The sequence below is a fragment of the Pseudomonas sp. D3 genome (genome assembly GCF_029320995.1).
Classification (GTDB): Bacteria; Pseudomonadota; Gammaproteobacteria; order Pseudomonadales; family Pseudomonadaceae; genus Aquipseudomonas; species Aquipseudomonas paraveronii.
Map to the genome: position 1 here is coordinate 367,902 of NZ_CP119772.1, position 25,733 is coordinate 393,634.

Below are 25,733 nucleotides of genomic sequence, written 5' to 3' on the forward strand. Positions count from 1 at the left end.
GGATCTGGATCGGCAGCGCCGACCTCTGCGGATGTGCGCTGTTCAGGGGCTATAAAGCCCGTTGATCCGGCGTCATCACCGCACGTAAACGCGGGTTTGCGTGCTGCCTGCCGGTTGCGAAACAACGAGCGAATCCGGGGCTTTTGTCCTAGAGTGGCGCCTGTTTGCGCAAGCGCAGGTTTGGCCCTGAAAACGGGCAGTGGCAGGGGAATTGGGGTGCGACGGTCTGTGGTAGAGCAAGACGACAAAGTTGGGGCAATTTCTGCCGTCAATCGCCTCGCGGGGGCCCGCGAAGGTGAGGGTTGGTTACGCCGCCTATGGTGGGTGCCGATTCTGGCGCTGGCGCTGGCCGTGCGTTTTTATGGCCTGACGGCCGCAGCGATCTGGGGCGATGAAGGCTCGAGCCTGCTGCTTGCCCAATATGCTGCGGTCGACCTGTGGTTTCACGCCGCCCACGATGTGCATCCGCCACTGTATTTTTTCCTGCTGCGCGGCTGGATCGAGCTGTTCGGCGATGGCATCTGGTCGATTCGCAGCATGAGTGCGATTCCCGGTGTGGTCGTGGTGGGCCTGGGCATCTGGCTTGTGCGGCAACTGTCCACCCGTCGCGCCGCTGTGCTGGCCGGTGTGCTGCTGGCGCTGTTCCCCAGCGCGGTGCGCTACAGCCAGGAAGTGCGTATGTACTCGCTACTCGGCGTGTGGCTGCTGGGCGCGACGCTGGCGTTGGTGTATTGGGTGCGCCAACCCGAGCGCACGCGCTACCTGCTGGTGTATGGGCTGCTGATGGCGGCCGGTTTCTACACTCATTACTTCACCGCGCTGTGTGTGTTGGTGCATTGGGTCTGGCTGGGGCTGTTGAGTGCGTCCCAGCCACCCGGCCGGCGCTTGATCACGCGTCCGGCCTGGTGGGGGGTCAACGTCGCAATCGTACTGGCGTATCTGCCTTGGCTGCCGAACCTGGTGGGTCTGGTGCAGCATGTCGAGCAGCTCAAGGTCGGCGGCGATATCGGCTGGGAATCGCCGGTCAACCTGTTCTCCGTGCCGTCGATGATCTGGCAGTTCATGTTGCAGGATGAAGGCCTTGGCTTATGGCCACCGCTGTTCTGGTCATTCCCGCTGCTGTTGGTGGCCGTGGTCGGTGTCAGCGCCTGGCACGATCAGGCGCGCTACCGGCCGGCCGGTCTGTTGGCGCTGTTTTTCTTGCTGCCGTTGCTGCTGGTGTACGGGGTGTCGTTTGTCTCGTCGGTGTTTATCGAGCGTTACCTCACCGTCTATGCCCTGGCTTTGCCGATCCTCCTGGCGCTGGCCATCGACCGCCTGCCCAGGCGCCTTTCATGGCTGGGCGCGGCATTGTTCGTGCTGTGCGTCGGTGTGGAACTGCTGGGGGTGAAGAACAACGCCACGGTGAATGTGGATGATCAGTTCAACGTGCCGGTGGAGTTCGTCAATCGCAACTACCAGGAAGGTGACCGCATCGTCCTCAGCGACATGCTGTGGTACCTCAGCTACGTCTATTACGACCGGACCGACGCCCAATTGCAGCTTTACACCCCGCCCAAGCCTGATGGCACTCCGACGCGGCCGAATGCCTATGGCTTCGGCACCCTGGTGGATCAGGACGGCGGGCGTATTTACCTCAACAGTTTGTCGGCATTGCCGGCCGATACCCGCCGTGTCTGGCTGATCAGCAGCAATGAAGCACCGGACGATTTTGCGCCGCTGCCGGACGGATGGCGTCAAAAAATGCAGCAGGACGGGGGCGGCGCCAGGGCGCGATTATTCGTGCTATGCCTCGGCCCAGAGCCATCGCAGCCAGAGGCTTGTCGCTAATATCCATTTAGAATGAAGGGAATATCAAAATAGTGGCATTTGACCGCTAGTGCACTTTGTAATCATCAGTTACGATTCGTATACAAATGGATTTTTGTCCTACAAAAAGTGGTGAAGGGATGCAGTATCACTTTATTTCCGGTTTGCCCCGCTCCGGTTCGACGCTGCTTTCTGCGATCCTCTTGCAGAACCCGCGCTTTCACGCCGGCATGAGTAGCCCTGTGGGCACCCTGTTCAACGGGGTGTTGGGGCAATGCAGTGCCGGCAGCGAGTTCGGTTCGGTCATCGATGCCAATACCCGGCGCCGCTTGCTGCGCGGCTTGTTCGATGCCTATTACGCCGACCGCGCCCCGGTCCCTGTGGTGTTCGACACCAACCGCCAATGGTGCGCCCGCATGCCGGCGCTGCACGACCTGTTCCCCCAGGCCAAGGTGATCGCCTGCGTGCGTAACGTGGCGTGGATCATGGACAGCCTCGAGCGTGTGTACCGCGCCAACCCCTTCGAAAACACCAAGCTGTTCAACGATGACGTCGAGCGCAACACCGTCTATAGCCGCGTCGAAACCCTCGGCCAGCGCAATCGCCTGGTGGGGTACGCCTGGTCGGCGCTCAAAGAGGCGTACTACGGTGAACACGCCGACTCGATGCTGGTCGTCGACTACGACTTGCTCTCCCAGGCCCCCGAGCGGGTCATGCGGCTGGTCTACGAATTTATCGGCGAGCCCTGGTTCGAGCATGATTTCGAGCACCTGAGCTACGACGCGCCGGACTTCGACGACGCCCTCGGTGTGAGCGGTTTGCATCGGGTCAAGCCGAAGGTGGAGCTGCAGGCCCGGCGGACTATCCTGCCGCCCGATCTCTTCGAGCAGTTTGCGCATATGTCTTTCTGGCGTGATGGCACCTCCAGCGCCGCCAATGTGATCCGTACCAAAGCCGATGCCGCGATCAGTTGATCGCGGTTTTTTTCATTGCGGGAATCAGCATTCGACCGACGGGTGAGCAGTATGTGGTGGAACAACGTTAAGGCACGGCCAGCAACAACCCATGCCAGCACCCTGGCGACGCCGATGATTATGTCCCTGGAACCGCGCATGCTGTTCGACGGCGCAGTCGCCGCCACCGTGGTCGATGCAGCCCAGGCTGACAGCCATGCCACCGCAGAAGCGGCCAAGGCGCCGGCCACCGAACACGCCGCCACCGGCAGCGAAAGCCACCCGCAGTCCGACGCGCCCGCCACCCCCGCACCGGTTGCCGTGCCGGGGCAGACCGTGGTGTTTGTCGATGCCCGCGTGAAGGATTCCGCCGATCTGCTCAAAGGCGTCGCCCCCGGCACCCAAGTGGTGCAATTGGATGCGAGCAAGGACGGCCTGCAGCAGATCGCCGATTACCTGGGCAGCCATCAGGGCGTCAGCTCGGTGCAGATCATCACCCACGGCAATGCCGGTGATCTGTGGCTGGGCAGTACCTATTTGTCCGCCGACAACGTCGCGGCCCGCAGCGAAGTGCTGGCGCAGATCGGCCAGGACATGAACGTGGGCGGCGATATCCTGATCTACGCCTGCAACACCGCCGCCGACGACAAGGGCATCAACTTTGTCGACGCCCTGGCGCAACTGACCGGGCGCGATATCGCCGCGTCCACCAACCGCACCGGCCTGGGCGGCGACTGGAGCCTGGAAATCGCCACCGGCTCCATCGAAAGCCATACCGCGTTGTCGTACCAGTCGATGTCGGCGTATCAGTACGGCCTGGCGACCATTACCGTGACCAGCAACGCTGACAGTGGCGTCGGTTCGCTGCGTTCGGCCCTGAGCAGCGCGGTGGCGGGCGATATCGTCACCTTCAACGCCGGCATGACGGTCAACCTGAATTCGCAACTGGTCATCAGCAAGAACCTGACCGTCGAAGGCGACCTGAACCTCGACGGCGTTGCTGATGTAACCATCAGCGGGCAGTACAAGACCCAGGTGCTCATGGTCAATTCCGGGGTCACTGCGACCCTGGACGGCCTGATCATTACCAAGGGCCTGGCGGCGGGCAATGGCGCAAATGCCGGTGTTGATGCGACGGCGGCGATGGGCGGCGGGATTGTCAACGCCGGCAACCTGACCCTGAAGAACGTCACTGTGACCGCCAACGCGGCCTCGGGCGGCGGCGGCGGCGGCGGGGTGACTGCACCTTATGTCGGCGGTGCGGTCGGAGGTGGCGGTGGCGGTGGCGGTGCCCTTGGCGGGCAAAACGGGGGACATGGCGGCAGTTCGGGCTTCGGTACGGGTGTTTATGGGGGTACCGGCGGTACCGCCAACCATGGCGGTACCGGTGGCGGTTATGACCCCGCCTACATGGGCGGCAGGGGCGGCAGCAACGTCGGCGGTGCGGGTGGTGTAGGCACCGCCAACTACAGTAACGGTGGGGCCGGCGGCACGGCGAACAACGGCACTATCTCCATTGGCGGTGGCGGCGGCGGTTCCGGCTGGGACAAAGCCGGCCGGGCCGGTGCCTCGGCCAGCGGCGGTATCTACAACGCCAGCACGGGTACCCTGACGGTCGTCGGGACTTCGGTGATTTCCAGCAACATCGCTGCTGGCGGCGGCGGTGGCGGTGGCGGCGGCCTGGGCGGTTCCGCCGACTCCGGCGGCGCCGCCGGTAAAGGCGTCGGCGCGATCTGGAACAAAGGCACGTTGTTGATGACCGCCGCCAACTTCGCGGCGATGACCGGCAACGTCGGTGGCAGCGGCTCCGGTGGTCCGGCGCTGGGCGGTGGCAGTACTGGCGCCAGCGTGGCGGCGGTGAACAATATTTTCAACGACGGCGGCACGCTCAACACCGCCTATGCGCCAGCACCGACCGCGACCATCGTGGTCACCAACACCGCGCAGCACATCGGCAGCACCTCGCAGGTGACCATTACCTTCAACCAGGCCGTGAGCGGATTCACCAGCGCCGATCTGACGATTAGCAACGGCACCCTGGGCACCCTGACTACCAGCGACAACATCACCTACACCGCGACCTTTACGCCGAGCGCGAGCGTGACCAGCGCCACCAACCATATTGTCCTCGACAATACCGGCGTCACCGGCACGTCGACGGGGACACCGGGGACCGGCACCACCTCGTCCAACACCTTCAGCATCGATACCGTGCGCCCAACCGCGACCGTTACGGTCGTTGCGCCGACGTTGAGCACCACGGTCAACTCGACGGTGAACATTACCTTCAGCGAAGCGGTGAGCGGTTTCAGTCTGGCCGACATGACGGCGTCCAGTGGCACCCTGAGCAGCCTGACCAGCAGTGACAATATCCACTGGACCGCGACCCTGACACCGAGCGCCAGCAACAACAGCACTGGCAATGTCATTACCCTGGACAACACCCTCTATACCGATACCGCGACCAACGCCGGTACCGGCACGACCACGTCCAACACCTATGCAATCGACACCGTGCGGCCGACCGCGAGCATCGTGGTGTCCGATACCGCACTGAACATCAGCGGTAACACGTCCCTGGTGACCATCACCTTCAGCGAGGCGGTCAGCGGGCTCACCGCCGGCGCCTTCACGGTCGCCGACGGCGCCCTGAGCGGCTTGGGCAGCAACGACGGCGGTACCACCTGGACCGCAACCCTGACAGCGACCCCCGGGGTCACCCGTACCGGCGATGTCATCGCTCTGAACAACACCGTGGTCAGTGATGGCGCGGGCAACGCCGGTAGTGGCACCACCAACTCCAACACCTATGCGGTCGACACCGCGCGGCCGAACGCGACTGTCGTGTTCGCCAACACCAACCTGGGCATCGGCCAGACCTCGCTGGTGACCATCACCTTCAGCGAAGCCGTGACCGGGTTCACTAACGCCGACCTGACAGTGTCCAGTGGCACCCTGAGCGCGGTGAACAGCTACGACGGTGGTACCACCTGGATCGCAACCTTTACCCCGACCGCGAGTATCGTCAGCGCGAGCAACCACATCACCCTGGACAACACCGGGGTCCAGGACATCGCGGGCAACGCCGGCAGCGGCACTACCATGTCGAACAACGTCGCCATCGACGGCGTGCGCCCGACCGCCACGGTGGTGGTCGCCAACAGCGCATTGGCGATAGGCCAGACCTCGCAGGTCACCGTGACGTTCAGCGAAGCTGTCGTCGGTTTCACCAACGCCGACCTGACCATCGCCAACGGTACGCTGAGTGCGGTGAGCAGCAGTGACGGCGGTATCACCTGGCACGCGACTTTCACCCCAACGGCTAACATCACCAATACGTCCAACCTGATTACCCTGGACAACACCGCCTACAGCGACACCAGCGGCAACGCCGGCACCGGCACCACCGACTCGAACAACTACGCCATCGACACCCTGCGTCCCACCGCGACCATCGTGGTCGCCGACCCAGCGCTGACCGCAGGCGAAACGTCGCTGGTGACGATCACCTTCAGCGAAGCAGTGACCGGTTTCACCCTCGCCGACCTGACGGCAAGCCACGGTAGCCTGAGCAGCCTGAGCAGCGCCGACGGCGGCATCACCTGGACCGCGACCTTCACCCCAGGGACGAACACCAACAGCGCGAGCAACGTCATCACCCTGGCCAACACCGGCATCGCCGACCTGGCCGGCAACGCGGGCACGGGCACTACCAACTCGGCGAATTTCACCATCGATACGGTGTTGCCCTCGGCGACCATCGTGGTGGCCAACCCGGTGCTGAAAATCGGCGATTCCTCCCTGGTGACGATTACGTTCAACGAGGCCGTGACCGGCTTCAGCAACGCCGACCTGATGATCACCAACGGCACCTTGGACGCGGTCACGAGCAGCGACGGTGGCATTACCTGGACGGCAACCTTCACCCCGAGCAGCGCGATCACCGACGCCAGCAACCAGATCACCCTGGACAACAGCGGCGTCCAGGCGGCGGTGTCGGGTAATGTCGGCGTCGGCACCAGCAATTCCAATAACTACGCCATCGACACCCAGCGCCCGACCGCGACGGTGGTGGTGAACAACGACCACCTGGGGATCGGCGGCTCGTCGCTGGTGACCATCACCTTCAGTGAAGCAGTGACCGGGTTCAGCCTGGCCGATCTGACCACCGACAACGGCACCCTGAACAGCCTGAGCACCAGCGACAACATCACCTATACCGTGACGTTGACGCCTGTGGCAGGCATCTCTCAGAACAACAATCACATTGTCCTGGACAACACCGGCTTGGTCGACGGCGTCGGTAATGTCGGGTCCGGCACCACGTTGTCCAACGCCTATGCGATCGACAGCGTGCGGCCAACGGCGACCATTGTGATTGCCGACCCTGTATTGAGTGCCGGCGAAACCTCCTTGGTCACGGTCACGTTCTCGGAAGCCGTCAGCGGTTTTGACAACAGCGACCTGAGCGTGCCCAACGGCACCCTCTCGGCAGTCAGCAGCGCGGATGGCGGCATCACCTGGACGGCGACTTTCACACCGACCGGCGACGTCCGCGACACCACCAACCTGATCAGCCTGAACAACACCGGCTACACCGACCTGGCCGGCAACGCCGGCAGCGGTGTCACTAACTCGGGCAACTTCACCATCGACACGGTGCGGCCAACCGCAACTATCGTCGTCGCCGACAATGCCCTGAAAATCGGCGACACCTCGCAGGTCATCATTACCTTCTCCGAAGCGGTCAGCGGTTTTACCAACGCCGACCTGACGGTCGCCAACGGCACGCTGACCGCCGTCGGCAGCAGCGACGGCGGCGTGACCTGGAGAGCCACCTTCACGCCGAACAGCGCGATCAGCAACACCAGCAACCTGATCACCCTGGACAACAGCGGCGTACAAAACGGCTCCGGCAACAGCGGCAGCGGCACCACCGACTCCAACAACTACGCCGTCGACACCGCACGCCCTACGGCCACCCTCGTGGTCGCGAATCCGGCTCTCGGCGTGGGTGGCAGCTCAGCGGTGGTGATCACCTTCTCGGAGGCGGTGAACGGGCTCAGCAACGCTGATTTGACGGTCAACAACGGCACCTTGAGCGCCGTGAGCAGCGCAGACGGCGGCGTGACCTGGACCGCGACGTTCACCCCGACGTCCGGCATTACCGACACCAGCAACGTGATTACCCTGGACAACACCGGCGTCGCCGATCTGGCGGGCAACAGCGGTAGCGGCACCACCGATTCCAACAACTACGCCATCGACGGCCAGCGGCCAACGGCGACCATTGTGATGGCCGACCCTGTATTGAGTGCTGGCGAGACCACGTTGGTCACGGTCACGTTCTCGGAAGCCGTCAGCGGTTTTGACAACAGCGACCTGAACGTCGCCCATGGCACCCTGAGCGCGGTCAGCAGCAACGACGGCGGCGTCACCTGGACGGCCTTCTTCACGCCTGCGGCGGGCATCCGCGCCGCCGGCAACGTGATCACCCTGGCCAATACCGGCATTGCCGACCTGGCGGGCAACGCCGGGGTGGGAACGACCGACTCGGCCAACTACAGCCTCGACACCGTGCTGCCGACGGCGACCATCGTGGTCGGCGACACCGCCCTCAAGGCCGGCGAGACCGCCTCGGTGACCATCACCTTCTCCGAGGCCGTCAGCGGTTTCACCCTGGCCGACCTGAGCGTGGCCCACGGCGTGCTGAACAACCTGGGCTCCAGCGACGGCGGCGTGACCTGGACCGCCACCCTGACCCCGACGGCCGACGTGACCGACACCAGCAACCTGATCACCCTGGACAACAGCGGCGTACAAACCGCCGCCGGCAACGCGGGCAGCGGCAGCACCGACTCCAACAATTATGCGATCGACACCCAGCGCCCGACCGCGACCATTTCGGTGACCAACGGCACCCTGGGCATCGGCCAGACCACCACCGTCACCATCGGCTTCAGCGAGGTCGTCACGGGCTTCACGCTCTCCGACCTGAGCGTGGCCAACGGCGTACTGTCCAACCTGGCCAGCAACGATGGCGGCAAAACCTGGACCGCCACCCTGACCCCGACAGCGGCGATTACCGACGCGACCAACCTGATCGTGCTGGATGCCGGCCAGGTCAGCGATGCCGCCGGTAACGCCGGCAGCGGCATTGCGATCTCAAACAACTTCGTGATCGATGGCGAACGCCCGACGGCGACCATCAGCATTGGCAACCCGAACCTGACCGTCGGCCAGACCACCACCGTCACGTTTACCTTCAGTGAGAAAGTCAGCGGCTTCGCGCTGGATGACCTCAGCGTGGCCAACGGCACCTTGTCCAACCTGGCCAGCAACGACGGCGGTAAAACCTGGACCGCGACCCTCACGCCGACGGCCAACCTTAATGCCCCGAACAACTTCATCACCCTCGATAACGGCCTGGTGAGTGACCTGGCGGGCAACGCCGGCAGCGGCCATGCCAACTCCAATAACTATGGGGTCAACACCATTGCCCTGACCGGCGACCCACTGTTCCGCGTCACTGAGCCGGCACCGCCACCCGGCGCGCCGGATGTGCCGCTGCAACCGATCGTGTTTGGCCGGCCTGTGGGCAACCTTGGTTCCCCCATCGGCTTCCCGGCATTGTTCGAACAGCGTGAAACGGGGGCGGGCTTGCCGCCCATCGGCAACATCTTTATTCGCAACGGCGCCTTGGCGCCCAGCTTCATTTCCCAGGTATTCAGCAGCGACAGTAGCGTGGCCGGCAGCACGCAGGGCTTCCTCGGCTTTGGCGCCGGCGACGGCGGGGTGTTTGGTTCAAGCACCTTGTCGGGGTTGTTCAATCGCGAGAGCGGCGGTGGGGACAGTGGCCTCAAGGCGTTCGACGGCAGAGCGATCCAGGGCGGCGGTGACGCGGCCCAAGGCCTGAGGGGCGGATTCGGCGCCCCGACCCTGGGCCAGCAATTGCAACAGATCAAAGACGTGGAACAGCGTCAGGTGATTGACCTGGCGCAGGCATTGCAACAGGTCGGCATCAGCGAAATGCAGGCCTGACACACTTAAATCATGGCGCAGTAACAGGGGCAGTCCAGGGATGAAAACAGTTCATAAGTTGTTCGGCGCCAGCGTGCTGGCGTTGGCGATCAGCGGTTGTGCGGTCACCAGCGAGCCGATTGAGCGCAGTGTCAGCGAGCAGCGAGCCCGCAGCGACCTGCACGGTATGTACAAGGATCAGGAGCCATTGAGCGGCCCGTTGACACTGCACGAGGCCATGGCCCGGGCGGTGAAATACAACCTCGAAGGGCGTTTGAAGATCATGGAGGAGGCCCTGGCCAAGCGCCAACTCGACCTCGCCAGTTTCGACATGCTGCCGCGCATGGCGTTGTCCGCCGGTTACGCCGGGCGCAACAACACCAACGCCTCCAGCAGCCAGAGCGTGCGCACCGGCACCCAGTCCCTGGAACCCTCGACTTCCCAGGACCGCGACCGTCGCGTGGCCGACTTGACCATGGTGTGGAACGTCCTCGACTTTGGCGTCAGCTACATCAGCGCCAAACAGCAAGGCGACCAGCGCCTGATCGTCCAGGAGCGGCGCCGCAAGGTGATCAACACCATCGTTCAGGACGTGCGCTCGGCCTATTGGCGGGCGGTCGCGGCCGAACGCCTGCTGACTCAGATCGACAGCCTGATGGCGCGTGTCGACCAGGCCCAGACCAACAGCCAAAGCATGAGCGAGCAGCGCATCGGCGACCCGATCCAGGCCCTGGGCTACCAGCGCTCGCTGATCGAAGCCACGCGCCAATTGCAGGAACAGCGCCGCGCGCTTTCGCTGGCCAAGACCGAACTGTCGACCCTGATCAACCTGCCCATGGGCACCGACCTCAAGCTGGCCACGCCGGACGACTACACCGTGCCGCAGCTCAAGGTCAACTTCGCCAGCCTGGAACAGGAAGCCCTGGCCAACCGCCCTGAACTGCGCGAGCAGGACTACCAGACCCGCATCAGCGCCGCCGAAACCCGCAAGGCCATGCTGCGCCTGCTGCCGGGCCTGGAATTCTCGGCCGGCGGGCATTACGACAGCAACTCGTTCCTGGTGGACAACCGCTGGGCCGACTACGGCGCCAAGGTCACCTGGAACCTGTTCAACGTGCTCTCCGCGCCGGCGGCGATCGACGTCGCCAAGGCTGGCGAAGAAGTCGCTACCGCACGGCGTCAGGCCATGTCCATCGCGGTGCTGGCGCAACTCTACGTCGCCAACGCGAACTTCCAGGACGCTGTGCGCCAGTTCAAGACCAACGAACAACTGGCCGACATCGACGGGCAGATCCTCACCCAACTGCGCAACCGTCACCAAGCCGCGGGCCTGGGCGAACTGGACCTGATCCAGGGCGAACTCAATACCCTGCAAGCCGACCTGCGCCGCGACCTGGCCTACGCCGACCTGCGCAACGCCTACGGCCAGATCTTCGCCAGCGCCGGGCTTGACCCGCTGCCGGAGCAGGTCGATTCCGACCGCGTGCAGTCCATCGCTACCGCGTTGGCCGGCCGCGAATCGGCGTGGGCCGCCGGCAACATCGCCACGCCGGTGCCCCGTGCCGTCGCCAAGTAACCTGGTGGCACCGACCGCGAGCATCACGCGTGATCAGCGTGAGGCTCGCAATGGTCATCGCGGCGTGGCGATCCTGCTGACCGGCTTGCCCGCGTCGGGTAAATCGACCCTGGCCCAGGGGCTGCAGGCTGCGTTGTTCGAACAAGGCCGACACAGCATCGTGCTCGACGGCGATGCCTTGCGCGGCGGCTTGAACAAAGACCTGGGGTTTGCCGACAGCGACCGCCTGGAAAACATCCGCCGCGCCGCCGAACTGGCAGCGTTGCTGGTGGACAACGGGCAAATCGTGATCCTGGCGCTGATCGCGCCGTTGGTCGAACTACGCACGGTGCTCGCCGACCGCCTGGGCGCGGACTATCGGGAAGTGTGGTGCAACGCCACCCTGGACATCTGCGAACGCCGCGACCCCAAAGGCCACTACGCCCGCGCCCGACGCGGCGAACTGCCGGGGTTCACCGGCATCGGCTCACCTTACGAACCGCCGCCGCAAGCCGCCCTGGTCCTGGAGACCGGCCAGCTCTCTGCGCAGCAATGCGTCGCACAACTGCAGGCATGGTTGCAAACCCTCTAGCGCAAGCTCGCGCCTGCTGGGGGGGAGGACTAGACTCGGATAAACCCACCTATCCGGAGCTCATCATGCAATCGCCTGAACACAGCTTGCCCTCCCTGTTCAAACAACTCGGCCTGGACGATGACCCGGCCGGCATCGAGCAGTTCATCACCACGCATTCACCGCTCAAGCCTGCGCTGCAACTGGCCGACGCGTTTTTCTGGACGGATAGCCAGAAGGCGTTTTTGCGTGAAGAAATTCTGGTGGATGCGGATTGGGCTGAAGTGGTGGATGAGTTGAACCTGATGTTGCGGCGTGGTCGAGAGGTGTAAAAAAATCTTTGCTGAAGCGCGGCAATGTAAAAAAAATGGTGTGCGGTAAAAAAACTGGGCTGTAGGCGGCCCAGTTAATTTTTCTGGAACGCTTGGCACCATGGCAATCGACCTGCGTGCTGGAAGACGTGTTTGAGTTTATTGAGGAAGAGGTGGAGCGGGTGATGCGCGAGGTTGGGAAATCTCCTATCGGCTAAAAGGAAGTGGATGATAGCGGGCAGAGAGAGGAACCCATATTTACAGGCGTTGACCACTTCTCAGTGAATACAAGGATGTTAAAAAATGACGCGCAAACAGATCTTCTGGTTTTGGGGAACCATGGATGCCCTTTATCTGATTCGCTATGCAGTGGTCAGCGCAATAGAGGGAAGGATTCCTTATTTAAGCGATCTTGAAAGTGCTTTATGGGTGCTGCGTGAGCATAGCGTTGTGCAGTTATACCTGTTCGGCTTTGCCATGCTGCTGCAAGTTTCCATCGTGATCTCGTGCCTACTGTTCTTTCTTGGACGTGAACAGGTGAGGTGGGTTACTTACCTTCAAACACCCTTGCGATTGGCTTTTATTGTGCCTTCTGTTTCGCTGTTGCTGGTAGGTGCTCAGCTTGTGCCTAACTACAACGTGGTGTTAATGGCTGCGTTAGTTGTTGTATCCGAGGCAGTGAAAGTCTGGAGCGTCTGGCGGTGGAGCAAAAGGTGCTGATATTTTCCAGCAGAGCCACTTAGGAGACTGAGCGGTCAATAAGCCGGTTGCACAGCAATCCTGAAGCCGACGCTGATCCAAATGTGGGAGGGGGCTTGCCCCCGATCGCGGTAGATCAGTCAACCATGTATTGCCTGAACCTCCGCTATCGGGAGCAAGCCCCCTCCCATATGGGTCATGCGGCGTTGTGGCTATCGTTGAAAATCCAACCCTCACGCTGAAACCCGCTTTACTTACCCAGGCGCCGCCTGAATGGCAGGCTGCACAGCGATCCTGAAGCCGACGCCGATCCAAATGTGGGAGGGGCGGTGCGACGATTCGACTTGCCCCCGATAGCCGTAGATCAGTCAACCATGTATTGCCTGAACCTCCGCTATCGGGAGCAAGCCCCCTCCCACATGGGTCATGCGGCGTTGCGGCTATCGCTGAAAATCCAACACCCGCGCTCAAACCCGCTTTACTGACCTCCATCTCCACCCACCCGCTAAATTGTTTCAAAACTTGACGCATTCGGCTCCATCCACCATATTGATAGTTAGCAAACTAACTGTATGCGAATGATCCAGTGCCCAAGACCCTCGAACAACTCCAGATGAACCTCAGCAGCAGCATGGTGGTGGGCGCCCGTAACTGGCGCAAAATCTGCCAGAACACGCTGGTGAGCTACGGTATTTCCGAAGCCTGCGCCGTGCCGTTGTTGATGATCGGCCGCCTGGGCGACGGGGTGCATCAGGTAAAAGTGGCCCAGGCGTCGGGGATGGAAAGCCCGTCGCTGGTGCGCCTGCTCGACCAACTGTGCAGCGGCGGCTATGTGTGCCGCGCCGAAGACGCCCACGACCGCCGCGCCAAGGCGTTGAGCCTCACCGCACGTGGCCGTGAGCTGGTGCAGGCGGTGGAGGCGCAACTGGTGCGTCTGCGCCGCGAGGTGCTGGCCGATATCGCGCCTGCCGACATGGAGGTTGCGCTGCGTGTGTTGCGCGCCTTTGAAGCCGCCCATCAACCTCCAGCGGTTGCGGCATCTTGAGGGGATTTTTTACCGGCATGCCGCCGGCCAAAGACTGGTTCTACGGGGTACGCACGTTCGCTGCGTCGATGATCGCGTTGTACATCGCCATGCTCATGCAAATGCCGCGTCCGTACTGGGCGATGGCCACGGTGTACATCGTCTCCAGCCCGTTTGTCGGTCCGACCAGTTCCAAGGCGTTGTACCGCGCGATCGGCACCTTCATGGGCGCGGCGGCGGCGGTGGTGTTTGTGCCGATGTTCGTGCAGTCGCCTTACCTGCTGGTGGTGGTGATTGCGTTGTGGACGGGCACCCTGCTGTTTCTCTCCATGCACCTGCGCACCGCGAATAACTACGCCTTGATGCTGGCCGGCTACACCTTGCCGCTGATCGCCTTGCCAGTGGTGGATAATCCCCTGGCGGTGTGGGACGTGGCCGAAGCGCGCACCGAGGAAATTTTTCTGGGTATCGCGGTGGCGGCGGTGGTCGGCGCGATGTTCTGGCCACGGCGCCTGATGCCGGTGTTCGATGGTTCGGTGGCCAAGTGGTTCAGCGACGCCCAGGTCTACAGCCAGCGCTTTCTGAGCCGCAACGTGGCGCCGGCAGAAGTCAGCGCCTTGCGCAGCGGCATGGTCGCCACCTTCAACACGTTGGAGTTGATGATCGGCCAGTTGCCCCACGAAGGCGCCCGGCCGCAGACGGTGCGCAACACCAAGGAATTGCGCGGGCGGATGATCCACCTGCTGCCGGTGGTGGATGCGCTCGACGATGCGCTGTACGCCATCGAGCACCGTGCGCCGGAGTTTCTCGAAACGCTCGCGCCGTTGCTGGCGGCGACGGATCAGTGGCTGCACAGCACCACCGAATCCGCGCCGTTGGAACGCTGGCGCGCCCTGCGTGACCAACTTGACGCCCTGCAACCGGCAGGCGAAGCGCTGGACGACCGCCACACGCTGCTGTTCTCCAACGCCCTGTATCGCCTGGGTGAGTGGATCGACCTGTGGCAAGACTGCCGCAGCCTGCAGGCCGCGATCCAATGTGAAAGCCAGGACACCTGGCGCGCCGTGTACCGCCACTGGCGCCTGGGCCGGCTGACGCCGTTTCTCGACCGTGGCCTGATGCTCTATTCGGCGTTTTCCACCGTCACCGCGATCATCGTCGCCTCGGTGCTGTGGATTCTGCTGGGCTGGACCGACGGCGGCAGCGCCGTGATCCTGGCGGCCGTCGCCTGCAGCTTCTTTGCGTCGATGGACGACCCGGCGCCGCAGATCTACCGGTTCTTTTTCTGGACCGCCATGTCGGTGCTGTTCGCCAGCCTGTATCTGTTCCTGGTACTGCCCAACCTGCACGATTTCCCCATGCTGGTGCTGGCGTTCGCCGTGCCGTTTATCTGCATTGGCACGCTCACGGTACAGCCGCGTTTCTACTTGGGCATGCTGCTGACGCTGGTGAATACCTCGTCGTTCATCAGCATCCAGGGCGCCTATGACGCCGACTTCCTCAACTTCGCCAACGTCAACCTGGCCGGGCCCGTGGGCCTGCTGTTTGCCTTTGTGTGGACGCTGATCGCGCGGCCCTTCGGTGCCGAGTTGGCCGCCAAGCGCCTGACCCGGTTCAGTTGGCGCGACATCGTCGGCCTGACCGAACCGGCGACCCTGGCCGAACACCGGCACCTGGCCGCGCAAATGCTCGACCGCCTGATGCAGCACCTGCCGCGCCTGGCGATCATCGGCCAGGACACGGGCATCGCCCTGCGCGATTTGCGCGTGGCGCTGAACCTGCTCGACCTGCTGGCCTACTCGCCACGGATCTACGGCGTACCGCGGGTGTTGCTCGACCAAGTGGTGGAAGGCGTCGGCGCTTACTACAAGGCCTGCCTCAAGGCGGGTGAACGCTTGCCTTCGCCCAGCGGTCTGCTGCTGACCCTCGACCGCACGCGCCGCGCCCTCAACGGCCAAGGCCTGCAAGACGAAGACGACACCCGCCTGCATCTGCTGCACGCCCTGGCGGGCCTGCGCCTGGCACTGTTGCCCGGCGTGGAAATGATTGGCGGCACCGAGACAGAGGCGCCGCTGCCTGATGGAGCGCCTTTATGATCGGTGATCTGGATATCAGCGGGGTGTTCCTGCCCACGTTGCTGGTGCTGATGGGCATTGCTTACGTGTTGTTTCTGGTGGTGCATGGGTTGTTGACCCGTCTCCACTTCTATCGCCTGGTCTGGCACCGGGCATTGTTCAACGTGGGGCTCTATGCGCTGTTGCTGGGCGCGGTGGACTCACTCAGTCGATACCTGATGACATGAAAAAACCTTTTTTGACCATCGGCCGTGTCGTCCTGACGTTGTTGATCGTGAGCTTCGCGGTCGTCGTCGTATGGCGCATGGTCATGTACTACATGTATGCGCCCTGGACCCGTGACGGCCACATCCGTGCCGACATCGTGCAGATTGCCCCGGACGTGTCCGGGTTGATCCAGCGGGTCGACGTGCGCGACAACCAACTGGTGAGCAAAGGCCAGGTGCTGTTCGCCGTCGATCAGGACCGCTTCAAGCTGGCCCTGCGCCAGGCCCAGGCCGCCGTGGCCGACCGCCAGGAAACCCTGGCCCAGGCCCAGCGCGAGTACAAGCGTAACCGTGGCCTGGGCAACCTGGTGCCGAGCGAGCAACTGGAAGAAAGCCAGTCCCGCGTCGCTCGTGCCCAATCGGCCCTGGCCGAAGCGCAAGTGACGGTGGACTCGGCCCAACTCAACCTCGACCGCTCGGTGATCCGCAGCCCGGTGGACGGCTACGTCAACGACCGTGCGCCGCGCACGCAGGAGTTCGTCACCGCCGGGCACCCGGTGCTGTCGGTGGTGGACAGCAACTCCTTCCATATCGACGGCTACTTCGAAGAGACCAAGCTCGACGGCATCCACGTCGGCATGGGCGTCGATATCCGCGTGATTGGCGACAGCGCACGCCTGCACGGCCATGTGCAGAGCATCGTCGCCGGTATCGAAGACCGTGACCGCAGCAGCGGCGCCAACCTGCTGCCCAACGTCAACCCGGCGTTCAGTTGGGTGCGCCTGGCCCAGCGGATTCCGGTGCGCATTGCGTTTGACGAGGTGCCGGCGGACTTTCGCATGATCGCCGGCCGCACGGCGACGGTGTCGATCATCGGCGACAAGCCCAAGGACGGAGCCCAGCCATGAAGCAGATTGTGGCAACCGCTGCGCTGGGTTTGCTGTTGTCAGCCTGCCAGGTGGTCGGCCCGGATTACCGACTGCCGGAGAAGGCCGCGATGAACCGTGGCGACCTGCAAGGGCAACTGGCGGGCGAGGGCAACAACGTGGTGTCGGCGCCGGTGCCGGCCGACTGGTGGAAGCTGTACAAAGACCCGCGCCTGGATGAACTGGTGCGCCAGGCCATGGCCTCCAACACCGACCTGCGCGTCGCCGCCGCCAACTTGCAGCGGGCGCGCTATCAGGTACAGGAGGCTCAATCTGTCGGCGGCTGGAGTGCCGGCGCCAAGGCCGAGGCCCAGCGCCTGCAAGAGTCCGGTGAAGCGTTTTTGCTCTCGGAAAAAGTCCCGGTGGGCAATATCGGTAGCGTGGGCATCACCACCTCGTATCAATTCGATCTGTTCGGCACCCTGCAACGCGGCATCGAAAGCGCCCAGGCCAGCGCCGATGCAACCCAGGCCGCAGCCGATATTGCGCGGATCACCCTGGTCGCCGATGTGGTGCGTTCCTATACGCAAGTCTGCGCGGCCAACGAAGAACTGGCGATCGCCAACCAATCCCTCGACCTGCAAGCCCAGAGCACGACGTTGACCCAGCGCCTGCGCGACGCCGGGCGCGGCGATGAAACCCAGGTCACCCGCTCGCAAACCCAGTACAAATCCTTGCGCGCCGATATGCCGCGCTATGCAGCTGCGCGCCAGGCCGGGCTGTTCCGCCTGTCGATGCTGCTGGCCAAGCCGGTGGATCAACTGCCGGCGGGCACCGGCACGTGCGCCGAACTCCCCCACATCGCCCAACTGCTGCCGGTGGGCGATGGCGCGACGCTGCTTAAACGTCGCCCCGATGTGCGCCAGGCGGAACGCCAACTGGCCGCCGCCACCGCACGTATCGGCGTGGCCACGGGCGCGCTGTATCCGGACATCAGCATCGGCGCCAGCATTGGCACGGTCGGGCTGCTCGACAACCTCGGCACGCCCGCCACCAACCGCTGGGGGTTTGGCCCGATGATCAGTTGGACCGTACCGACCAATGGCGCCCGTGCGCGCATCCACGAGTCCGAAGCGGCGACCCAGGGCGCCCTGGCGCACTTCGACGGGGTGGTGCTCAACGCCATCCGCGAAACCCAGACCGGCCTGGCGCAGTACACCGCGCAGTTACAGCGTCGCGATGCGCTGGCCGAAGCCGACGCGTCGGCCAAGGAAGCCGCCGACCAGACCCACCGCTTCTTCCAGGCCGGCCGCGCGTCGTTCCTGACCGACCTGCAAGCCACGCGCACCTACACCGATGTGCGTGGGCAACTGGCGGCGGCCAACACGCAGGTTGCCATGAGCCAGATCGATCTGTTCCTGGCCCTGGGCGGCGGTTGGGAAAGCGGACGAACGCAAGCCTCACAGCCCGGCAAACCCTGAGCAGGTAGCTATGCTTTGTCAGGCGGGCCGCCATGCTTTTTGACTGGCAGAGAGCCCGCCTGACACAGCTCGCGTTTGCTCATGGGGATTCCAATAATGAAAAACCCTTATGCTCCCGCTTTCTGGTGCGTGTGCTTCGCACTGGTGTTGTTATCGGCGGCTTACTTCTACGGCGTCATGCTCGCTCACCGAATCGACACGGCCATGGTGTTTCTCGACAGCGCCTGCCTGGTGATCGGCACCTTGTCCATCGGCGTCGTGGCCTGGGCGTCCTACCAAAATCTACGGGTGAAGAAAAAGCTCCTCGAACAAGGCAAGACCCGCGTTGCGATCTGGGACACCAAGGTCGCCCTGCGCCGGGTCGAAACCGTGTTCGACCGCTATTTCTGGGGCAGCTATTGGCAGCCCGGGCGTACCTTCCAGGAAGTCATGGGCGACCTGACCGGCACGCCCCTGGAAAAAAGTCTCGAAACCCTGAAAAAACAATGCGTGCTGCTCGATCGACAAATTGCCGAGGGTAGGCATTGGCTGAATAACGCGCGGGAATTGTCCGATGTCGCCACGCAGATGGCCCGAGAGCGCTACCAATTGGACTTCTGTGATCCCAAGGTCGATACCCCCGGCAATGCCGTAATACACCGTGAATTCGAGGTGTTGGTGTACACCTGGACCGCCCGTTTGAAGAGTTTCGACCACCAGTTGGACGAGATCGAAATGGAATACTCCTGAACTTGTGTAGAACTGATCCCTCTGAAAGTCTGGGCCGTTCGCGGCCCCCAGTGCTAATCTTCCCCCCGTTTTTCGGCGGGCTTGAGCCAACCTCACTTGGGGTTCAAGGAAGACAGCCCACTTCTCACAGGATTTGATCAGGTCACTTCATGAATAAGCCAGCAGTCGTTCTTTTGGGTTTCGTTGTCGCCGTTGGCGTCGTCAGTGCAGGCGGCGCCTGGTTTACCGGTAAACAACTGGAACCGGTGCTGCAAACCGCGATCCAGAACGCCAACAAGGAACTCAAGACCTCCATGGCCGGTGTCGACGGCACGCTGGCCCTTGAGCTGGTGTCCCTGGACCGTGGCGTGTTCAGCAGCACCGCCCATTACCGCCTGAAAGCACAAGGCGCGGTCTTCGGCGAAGACAACCCGAACCCTGAATTGCTGTTCGTCGACCATATCGAACACGGCCCGCTGCCGGTCTCGCGCCTGGTCACGCTGAAATGGCTGCCAGTCATGGCCACCAGTCACTATGAGCTGGAAAAGAACCCCACCACCGAGAAGTGGTTTGCCGCCGCCAAAGACGTATCGCCGCTCAAAGGCGTGGCCAACATCGGCTACAGCCGCTCGGTCAACGGCAACGTCGAACTGCTGCCGCTGGAGTTCAAGGACGATAAGTCTTCCGTGAGTTTCTCCGGCGCCAACCTGAACTTCGACAGCAGCGCCGAAGGCAAGAAGGTCAAGGCCGACGGCTACATGAACAGCCTCAAGGTCGCCGTAGTCGACGCCAATGGCTCGCCGTTCGAAGCCGAACTGGCCGGGCTGACCGTGGCCAGCAACTTGGAGAAATCCACGTTCGGCTTCTACACCGGGCAGAACACCGTGGAACTGACCGACACCAAGCTCACCATGGGCCCGCAGAAGGCCGTGCTGACCCTCAAGGGCTTCGAGCAGAAAGACACCAGCGAAACCAAGGACAACAACCTGGCCGGCCGCGTCGACTACAAGATCGACGAGATCGGTTACCAGGGCAAACCCGTGGGTTCAGCCGCCATGGCGCTGAGCATGAAAAACGTCGACGTGCCGTCGATGCTGGTGCTGACCAAGCTCTATCAGGACAAAATGGCGCCGGTGCAGGCCGCTGCCGCCGCCGGTGAGCCGGCGCCTGAGCTGCAACTGAGCGAGGCCGAGCAGGCTTTGGCCGATACCAACGTCAACCAATTGCTGAGCGCCAAGCCGCAAGTGGCGGTGGAAAACCTGTCGCTGAAAACCACCCGTGGCGAAAGCAAATTCAACCTGATCGTGGACCTGGCCAAGCCGAGCAGCATGGAACTGCCGCCGATGGAGCTGGGCAAGCAGATCATCGCGTTGCTCGATGCCAACCTGAGCCTGTCTAAGCCTATGATCGCTGACGTTGCCGCCCTGCAGGCGCAGCTCGCCGGTGTGACCGCACCTGAAGCGATCGAGCAGCAATCCCAGATGGCCAGCGAGATGGTCAGCGGCGTTGCCGTCGGCACGCAACTGGCGACCCTGGTCGGCAGCGACGTGGTGTCCAAGCTGCACTACGCCAACAACGAAGTGACGTTCAACGGCCAGAAGATGACGGTTGAACAATTCCTCACCTTCGTGATGTCCAAAGTCGGTGCGATGAGCGGCGCGCAGTAAAAAATTCTGCACCACTCAGGAAAAAATAACGGGGGCGGGGTTGCGGGTGATACGGGTCAAATAGTCGCCATCGCGATTGGCTGATACCCCGCTATCCCCGGCAAGTCCGCCCCCGTATTCATTTTTTAGTGTGTCGGGCAATTCTGAACAATTGTTATGAGTTGGCCTTTTTCTCACTTTCTTAAGGGATAGTTCCTACAGGAAAGCTAGGCCGGGTCCCGAGACGCCGGCACCCTGCAGCAAATTGCTCAGGACCACCTATCGTTACAGCTTTCCGTGTGTAAGGAAGCTCACGATATGTTGCCAAACCCACCACTCAGTGCATCAGGCCGGTTGCGACTGCTCGTCGGGGTCGCCTTGTGCAGCCAGTTGCTGATGCCCACCTTTGCCGTGGCCGACCCGGCCTATGACGCCCTGATCATCCAGGCGCGCAACGGCAACTTCACCCCCGCGCTGACCCAACTGCGCCAGCTGTCTGCCGAACGCCAGACGCCTGGCCAGGTCAGCGACCATCTGGTGATCGCCGGGTGGGCCGGCCAGGACGCCGAAGTGCTGAAGGTGTATGAGGCCCAGGGCAAGAATCGCAACCTGAGCACCCAGGCGCTCGCCACGGTGGCGCGCACCTATCGCAACCAACAGCAGTGGGCCAAGGCCGAGGCGGTGTATCGCCAGGCGTTGCTGCGTGAACCGAATAATGTCGACCTGCAACTCGGCCTGGCGTTGACCCAGGCCGACGGCGGCCAAGCCAGCGAGGCGGTGCAGCGCACCCGCGCATTGGTCGCGGCCAAACCCGACGAACCCAACCGGCGCATGGCCCTGGGCTACGCGTTGACCCGCGCCGGCTTGAACTACGACGCTTTGTTCGAGTTCGACCAAGCGTTTATCCGCGCTGGCGACAAGCCTGAAGTGGCCCGCGAATACATCGTCGCCCTGCAAAAGGCCCGCCTGCCAGAGCCGGCCTTGCGCCTGGCGGCCCAGCGCCCGGGCCTGCTCGACCCGGTCACCCAGCGCCGCCTCGAAGGCGACCTGGCCGCCGAGCGGGTACGCATGGCCGAGTTCGCCACGCGCACCGAGAAAGAACGCTACGTGATCGCCGACCGTGCCCTGCAGGACTACGACACACTGCTCGCCCGCTGGACCCCCGATGCCAGCGCCCATGACGACGTGGTGCGCTGGCGCATCGACCGCCTGGGCGCGCTCAAGGCTCGGGCGCGCACCGCCGAGGTGATTCGCGAGTACGAAACCCTCACGGCCGAAGGCGTGCAACTGCCAACCTATGCGGTGCGCTGGGTGGCAGCGTCTTACCTCGACCAGCGCCAGCCGGAAAAGGCCGAGCCGCTCTATCGTCAGGCGCTGAGCGCCACCGACGCCGAGCCCGATGACCGGGTCGAAGACAGCACGGCCTTGTTCTACGCCCTGCAGGAAAGCGACAAAGGTGTCGACGCCCGCGAGGTCGCCAATACCCTCGCCAACAACCAGAAACCTCGGGTCGAACTCAAAGGCTTGCCCATCGGCAACCCCAACGACGCGTGGATGGATGCTCAACAACTGTCGGCCCAGTCCGGCGTGTACGGCGGCGATCTGCCGGGCAGCGAAGCCGGCCTGGATGCGCTGGTAGCACGGGCGCCGGGCAACGTCGGCCTGCACCTGGCCCAGGCTGACATGTACCGCGCCCGCGACCTGCCACGGCGCGCCGAAGCGATCCTCAAGGAAACCGAAGACCAGGTGCCGCGTGACATCGGCCTGGAAGTGTCCCAGGCCTACACCGCCATGGATCTGCAGGAGTGGCGCCAACTCGACGTGCTTGCCGACGACGTCATCGCCCGCAACCCCGACAGCCGCCAGGTGCAGCGCCTCCAGCGTCTGCGCAACGTCCACGACATGGCCGAGGTGCGCGTCGAGGCCTACACCGGCAAAAGCTATGGCGGCGGTAATAACGGTGACGTGGGGGCTGTCACCGGCAGCCGTGACTGGGGCATTGAAAGCGTGATCTACACGCCGCCCATCGATGAAGACTGGCGCCTGTTCGCCGGCGCCGGCTACGCCACCGCCGACTTTTCCGAAGGCACCGGCCAGCACCGTTGGCAGCGCGTGGGCGTGGAGCGGCGGACCCGCGACATGACCCTGGAAGCCGAGGTGTCCAACCACTCCTACGGCTTTGGCTCCAAACAAGGCGCGCGCGTGTCGATCGCCCGCGACATCAACGATAACTGGCAATACGGAGGCAGCCTCGATTACCTCTCGGCTACCACACCGTTACGTGCGCTGAATGCCGACATCACGGCCAACGGCGGCAGCGGCTTCATCCGCTGGCGCGCCAATGAAAGCCGTGAGTGGAAGCTGTCCCTCAGCCCGTCGCACTTCAGCGATGGCAACGACCGCGTCGAAACCTTGCTCACCGGCCGCGAGGGCATCTATAGCTCGCCGGGCGTGCAAGTGGACCTGGGCCTGGAAGTCAGCGCCAGCCGCAACAGCAAGGCCGACACGGTGTACTTCAATCCGAAGTCGGACTTCAGCGTGTTGCCCACCGTCACCGTCAACCATGTGCTCTATCACCGCTACGAGACCCAGTGGAGTCAGCAGTTCCAAGTCGGTGCGGGTACGTATAGCCAGAAGGATTATTCCACCGGCGGGGTCGGCTTGATCGGTTACGGCCAACGCGTTCGCTGGAACGACGTTCTGGAAGCCGGCGCCAACCTGAGCCTGATCAGCCGACCCTATGACGGTGTTCGCGAACGCGATCTGCGTCTGCTCGTCGACCTCACTTACCGCTTCTAGAAGAGCCTGACCATGACTGTCCTCAGCCGTTGCTTGCTGGTCCTGGGTGTATTGCTGGCCAGTGCCTGCGCCCAGCAGCCCGCCCCCTTCACTCCACCCGCCGAGCGGCCGACCTCGGCCAACGAAGCGCCGTGGCCGAAAAACCATTTCCTGGGCATTGCCTACCACGATGTCGAGGATCGCGACCCCGACCAGACGGTAGTGGCAGTGCGTACCGAACGTTTGATCGAGCAGTTGGCCTGGCTGCGGGAGAACGGTTACCAGGCGGTCAGTGTTGACCAGATCCTCGCCGCCCGCCGTGGCGGTCCGGCGCTGCCGCCCAAAGCCGTGATGCTCAGTTTCGATGACGGCTATTCGAGCTTCTATACCCGCGTGATGCCGATACTGCGGGCCTACCACTGGCCGGCCCTGCTCGCGCCGGTCGGCGCCTGGATCGATACGCCGTTGAACCAACCGGTGGACTTCGCCGGCTCACCGCGCCCGCGGGGTGAGTTCCTGACCTGGGAGCAGATCCGCGAAGTGTCCCGCTCCGGCCTGGTGGAAATCGCTGCCCACACCGATGCCAGTCACAAAGGGATCCTGGCCAACCCCCAGGGCAACCTCGAACCGGCTGCGACCTCCCTGCGCTTCGATCCGGCCACGGGCCGCTATGAAACCCAGGCGCAGTTCGAGGCGCGGATGCGCGCGGACGTCGTGGCGATCTCCAACAAGATCCGCAGCGTCACCGGCAAGGCGCCACGGGTGTGGGTATGGCCCTATGGCGCGGCCAAGGGCACCTCGCTGGCGATCGTCGGCGAGCAGGGCTATGAAATGGCCCTGACCCTGGAAGATGGCCTCGATAGCTCGGCTAACCTGATGAACAGCCCGCGCTTCCTGGTGGCGTCCGACCCGGACGGCGAACATTTCGCCAACAGCATCGTCGCGGTGCAAACCCGGGCACCGCTGCGGGTGCTGCATGTGGACCTGGACAACGTCTACGACCCGGACCCGGCCCAACAAGCGCGCAACCTCGACCAATTGGTGCAGCGCGTGGTGGACATGGGCGCGGGCACCGTGTTCCTGCAAGCCTTCGCCGACCCCAAGGGTGACGGCCTGGTGCATCAACTGTACTTCCCCAACCGCCACTTGCCGGTGCGTGCCGACCTGTTCAACCGTGTCGCCTGGCAGTTGCACACCCGTGCCCATGCCAGCGTGTATGCCTGGATGCCGGTGCTCAGTTTTGCCCTCGACCCCAAGCTGCCCCGCGTGACCCGCTGGGACCCGGAGACCGGCAAGGTCGGCCTCGACCCGGATCAATACCAGCGCCTGTCGCCGTTCGACCCGCAGGTGCGCAAGATCATTGGCGAGATCTATGAGGACCTGGCCCGCAACAATGCCATCGACGGCGTGCTGTACCACGACGATGCGTTGCTGTCCGACTTCGAAGACGCCAGCCCCGCCGCGCTCAAGGTCTATGCCGCCAACGGCTTGCCCGCCAGCATTGCGGCCCTGCGCGCCGACCCGGCGGTGATGCAGCGTTGGACACGCTTCAAGAGTCGTTACCTGATCGATTTCACCCAGGAGTTGACTGCCAAGGTCCGCGCCATCGGTGGTCCGCAGGTGCAGACCGCGCGCAACATCTTCGCCGAGCCGATGCTCAATCCGCAGAGCGAAGCGTGGTTTGCGCAGAACCTCGACGACTTCCTCCAGACCTATGACTGGACCGCGCCGATGGCCATGCCGCTGATGGAAGGCGAGACCCTCAAAAATTCCAACGTATGGCTGGAAAAACTGGTCGCCACGGTCAAGGCGCGCCCCGGCGCACTGGACCGTACCGTATTCGAACTGCAAGCCAAAGACTGGCGCACCAAGGCCGCGCCGGACCTGAGCGGTGCGCAATTGGCTGAGTGGATGGGTGTACTCAAACGCCAGGGGGTCACGAGTTTTGGCTACTACCCGGACAACTTCCTGGAAAACTCCCCGGACCTGAAGACAGTGCGTCCGGCCCTTTCCAACCAATGGAACCCTTGA

At 63.3% G+C, this 25,733-nt stretch carries 16 protein-coding genes; all 16 read left to right on the forward strand.

Annotation, left to right across the window (positions count from 1 at the left end; all coding sequences use genetic code 11):
• Positions 1-216: 216 nt before the first annotated feature.
• A complete protein-coding gene (locus P3S72_RS01660; protein ID WP_276195716.1) occupies positions 217-1,830 on the forward strand; it encodes a glycosyltransferase family 39 protein in 1,614 nt (537 codons plus the stop codon).
• Between the two features lie 119 nt (positions 1,831-1,949).
• Positions 1,950-2,783, forward strand: coding sequence for a sulfotransferase (locus P3S72_RS01665; protein ID WP_276195717.1), 834 nt, complete (start codon positions 1,950-1,952; stop codon positions 2,781-2,783).
• Between the two features lie 114 nt (positions 2,784-2,897).
• A complete protein-coding gene (locus P3S72_RS01670) occupies positions 2,898-9,803 on the forward strand; it encodes an Ig-like domain-containing protein (protein WP_276195718.1) in 6,906 nt (2,301 codons plus the stop codon).
• Between the two features lie 40 nt (positions 9,804-9,843).
• Complete coding sequence (locus P3S72_RS01675; protein ID WP_276195719.1) at positions 9,844-11,358, forward strand: TolC family protein; 1,515 nt, start codon at positions 9,844-9,846, stop codon at positions 11,356-11,358.
• Positions 11,342-11,929, forward strand: a complete 588-nt coding sequence (cysC, locus tag P3S72_RS01680) for an adenylyl-sulfate kinase (RefSeq protein WP_276195720.1) — start codon at positions 11,342-11,344, stop codon at positions 11,927-11,929. The genes P3S72_RS01675 and cysC overlap by 17 nt, the downstream gene beginning before the upstream one ends.
• A gap of 65 nt (positions 11,930-11,994) precedes the next feature.
• Positions 11,995-12,240 carry a DUF2789 domain-containing protein gene (locus tag P3S72_RS01685; RefSeq protein ID WP_276195721.1) on the forward strand — a complete coding sequence of 82 codons (246 nt, stop codon included), beginning with the start codon at positions 11,995-11,997 and terminating at the stop codon, positions 12,238-12,240.
• 282 nt (positions 12,241-12,522) lie between these two features.
• Entirely contained in the window at positions 12,523-12,939 is a 417-nt protein-coding gene (locus P3S72_RS01690) for a hypothetical protein (RefSeq protein WP_276195723.1), read from the forward strand.
• 592 nt (positions 12,940-13,531) lie between these two features.
• Positions 13,532-13,963: a MarR family transcriptional regulator gene (locus P3S72_RS01695; RefSeq protein WP_276197879.1), complete on the forward strand. Its 432-nt coding sequence runs from the start codon at positions 13,532-13,534 to the stop codon at positions 13,961-13,963.
• Positions 13,960-16,038, forward strand: coding sequence for an FUSC family protein (locus P3S72_RS01700; RefSeq protein ID WP_276195725.1), 2,079 nt, complete (start codon positions 13,960-13,962; stop codon positions 16,036-16,038). The genes P3S72_RS01695 and P3S72_RS01700 overlap by 4 nt, the downstream gene beginning before the upstream one ends.
• Positions 16,035-16,244: a DUF1656 domain-containing protein gene (locus P3S72_RS01705; RefSeq protein WP_276195726.1), complete on the forward strand. Its 210-nt coding sequence runs from the start codon at positions 16,035-16,037 to the stop codon at positions 16,242-16,244. Before P3S72_RS01700 ends, P3S72_RS01705 begins: the two co-directional genes overlap by 4 nt.
• Complete coding sequence (locus P3S72_RS01710) at positions 16,241-17,131, forward strand: efflux RND transporter periplasmic adaptor subunit (RefSeq protein WP_276195728.1); 891 nt, start codon at positions 16,241-16,243, stop codon at positions 17,129-17,131. Before P3S72_RS01705 ends, P3S72_RS01710 begins: the two co-directional genes overlap by 4 nt.
• On the forward strand, positions 17,128-18,570 hold the full coding sequence (locus tag P3S72_RS01715) for an efflux transporter outer membrane subunit (RefSeq protein WP_276195730.1): 1,443 nt from the start codon (positions 17,128-17,130) through the stop codon (positions 18,568-18,570). The genes P3S72_RS01710 and P3S72_RS01715 overlap by 4 nt, the downstream gene beginning before the upstream one ends.
• Before the next feature lie 96 nt (positions 18,571-18,666).
• Positions 18,667-19,299 (forward strand): NADH:ubiquinone oxidoreductase subunit N, encoded by a 633-nt coding sequence (locus P3S72_RS01720; protein WP_276195732.1) that lies wholly within the window; start codon positions 18,667-18,669, stop codon positions 19,297-19,299.
• A 149-nt stretch (positions 19,300-19,448) separates the two neighbouring features.
• Complete coding sequence (locus P3S72_RS01725; RefSeq protein ID WP_276195733.1) at positions 19,449-20,945, forward strand: YdgA family protein; 1,497 nt, start codon at positions 19,449-19,451, stop codon at positions 20,943-20,945.
• Between the two features lie 297 nt (positions 20,946-21,242).
• A complete protein-coding gene (gene pgaA / locus P3S72_RS01730; protein WP_276195734.1) occupies positions 21,243-23,723 on the forward strand; it encodes a poly-beta-1,6 N-acetyl-D-glucosamine export porin PgaA in 2,481 nt (826 codons plus the stop codon).
• Positions 23,724-23,735: 12 nt separating this feature from the next.
• The gene (gene pgaB / locus P3S72_RS01735; protein WP_276195735.1) at positions 23,736-25,733 is read left to right on the forward strand and encodes a poly-beta-1,6-N-acetyl-D-glucosamine N-deacetylase PgaB; all 1,998 of its coding nucleotides are present in this window, start codon (positions 23,736-23,738) and stop codon (positions 25,731-25,733) included.